This window comes from Mycobacterium interjectum, assembly GCF_900078675.2.
Lineage (GTDB): Bacteria > Actinomycetota > Actinomycetes > Mycobacteriales > Mycobacteriaceae > Mycobacterium > Mycobacterium interjectum.
In genome coordinates this window covers 1,908,040-1,909,539 of record NZ_LT546237.1, presented here as the reverse complement: position 1 = coordinate 1,909,539, position 1,500 = coordinate 1,908,040, and the positions used below count along the sequence as shown (strand labels likewise).

Sequence of the window (1,500 nt, the reverse complement as noted above, 5' to 3'; positions counted from 1 at the left end):
GGCCGGCGCCGCGGGCTCGGGTTCGGGCTGCTGCTCGGGCTGGGCCTCGGCCCGGGGCTCTGGCTGGGGCTCGGGTTCCGGCTCGGGTTGGCTGGGCGCCGCGGGCTGGGCCTGGGGTTGCTCGCCCGCGTCGCCGATGACGGCCAGTTCGCCGCCCACCTCGACGGTGTCGTCCTCCTGGGCGACGATTTTGGTCAGCACACCCGCGGCCGGCGAGGGAATCTCGGTGTCAACCTTGTCGGTCGACACCTCGACGAGCGGCTCGTCGAGTTCGACCGTGTCGCCTTCCTGCTTGAGCCAGCGCGTGACGGTCCCCTCGGTGACGCTCTCACCGAGTGCCGGCATCTGGACGGAGAAGGCCATCGTTTCTGACTCCTCGATCGCTCGTGGGTCGGGGCTGGTCGTAGGTCTCGCTTGAAGAACCGAAGTAGCAATCCAAAACTATCCTGTCACTGCGCATTCCTCGGCACGCATCCAGGGCGGAGGCCGCGCGGCCGGCCGGGCGCCCCGAACACCCTTGCTACGGTGTGGCGACGTAGTCAGAGCGGGGAGGTCCGGTGCCGGCAATACAACAGGTGCCCCAGCGGTTCGTCGACAGCGCGGACGGGACGCGGATCGCCGTCTATGAGGAGGGCAACCGCGAGGGCCCGACCGTCGTGCTGGTGCACGGCTTCCCCGATTCCCACGTGCTGTGGGACGGCGTGGTGCCGCTGCTGGCCGAGCGGTTCCGCGTGATCCGCTACGACAACCGTGGTGTCGGCATGTCGGCGGCGCCCAAGCCGGTTTCCGCCTACACCATGGCCCGCTTCGCCGACGACTTCGCCGCGGTGATCGGCGAGCTCAGCCCCGGCGGGCCGGTGCACGTCCTGGCCCACGACTGGGGCTCGGTCGGCATCTGGGAGTACCTGAAGCGCCCGGGCGCCGGCGACCGGGTCGCCTCGTTCACCTCGGTGTCCGGCCCCAGCCAGGACCAGCTGGTCGAGTACATCTTCGGCGGGCTGCGGCGGCCCTGGCGCCCGCGCAGGTTCGCGCGGGCCACCAGCCAGGCGCTGCGGCTGACCTACATGGTGTTCTTCTCGATCCCGGTGCTGGCGCCGCTGTTCCTGCGGCTGGCCCTGTCGATCCCTGCGCTGCGGCGCAACGCCGTCGACAACATTCCCGACGACAACATCCATCACTCCGCCAAGCTGGCCAGCGACGCCGCCCATTCGGTGAAAACCTATCCCGCCAACTACTTTCGGTCCTTCTCCCGCAAGCGCGAGCTGCACATCGTCGACGTGCCGGTGCAGCTCATCGTCAACACCCGCGACAAGTACGTCCGGCCCTACGGGTTTGACGACACCGCGCGCTGGGTGCCGCGATTGTGGCGCCGCGACATCAGGGCGGGCCACTTCTCGCCGATGTCGCACCCGCAGGTGATGGCGGCGGCGGTGCACGACTTCGCCGACCTGGCCGACGGCAAGCCGCCGGGCCGCGCGATGCTGCGCGCGCAGGTCGGGT

The 1,500-nt window shown here is 70.1% G+C and carries 2 protein-coding genes; one reads left to right on the top strand and one right to left on the bottom strand.

Annotated elements, in window-relative coordinates; translation table 11 throughout:
* The coding region (locus tag BN4348_RS43475; RefSeq protein WP_328589012.1) for a biotin/lipoyl-containing protein at window positions 1–363 on the bottom strand (363 nt) is incomplete at its 3' end.
* 194 nt (window positions 364–557) lie between these two features.
* Here BN4348_RS43475 and BN4348_RS43470 point away from each other — a divergent pair.
* Window positions 558–1,500, top strand: a 943-nt coding sequence (locus BN4348_RS43470) for an alpha/beta fold hydrolase (RefSeq protein ID WP_142308808.1), incomplete at its 3' end; no start/stop codon positions are given.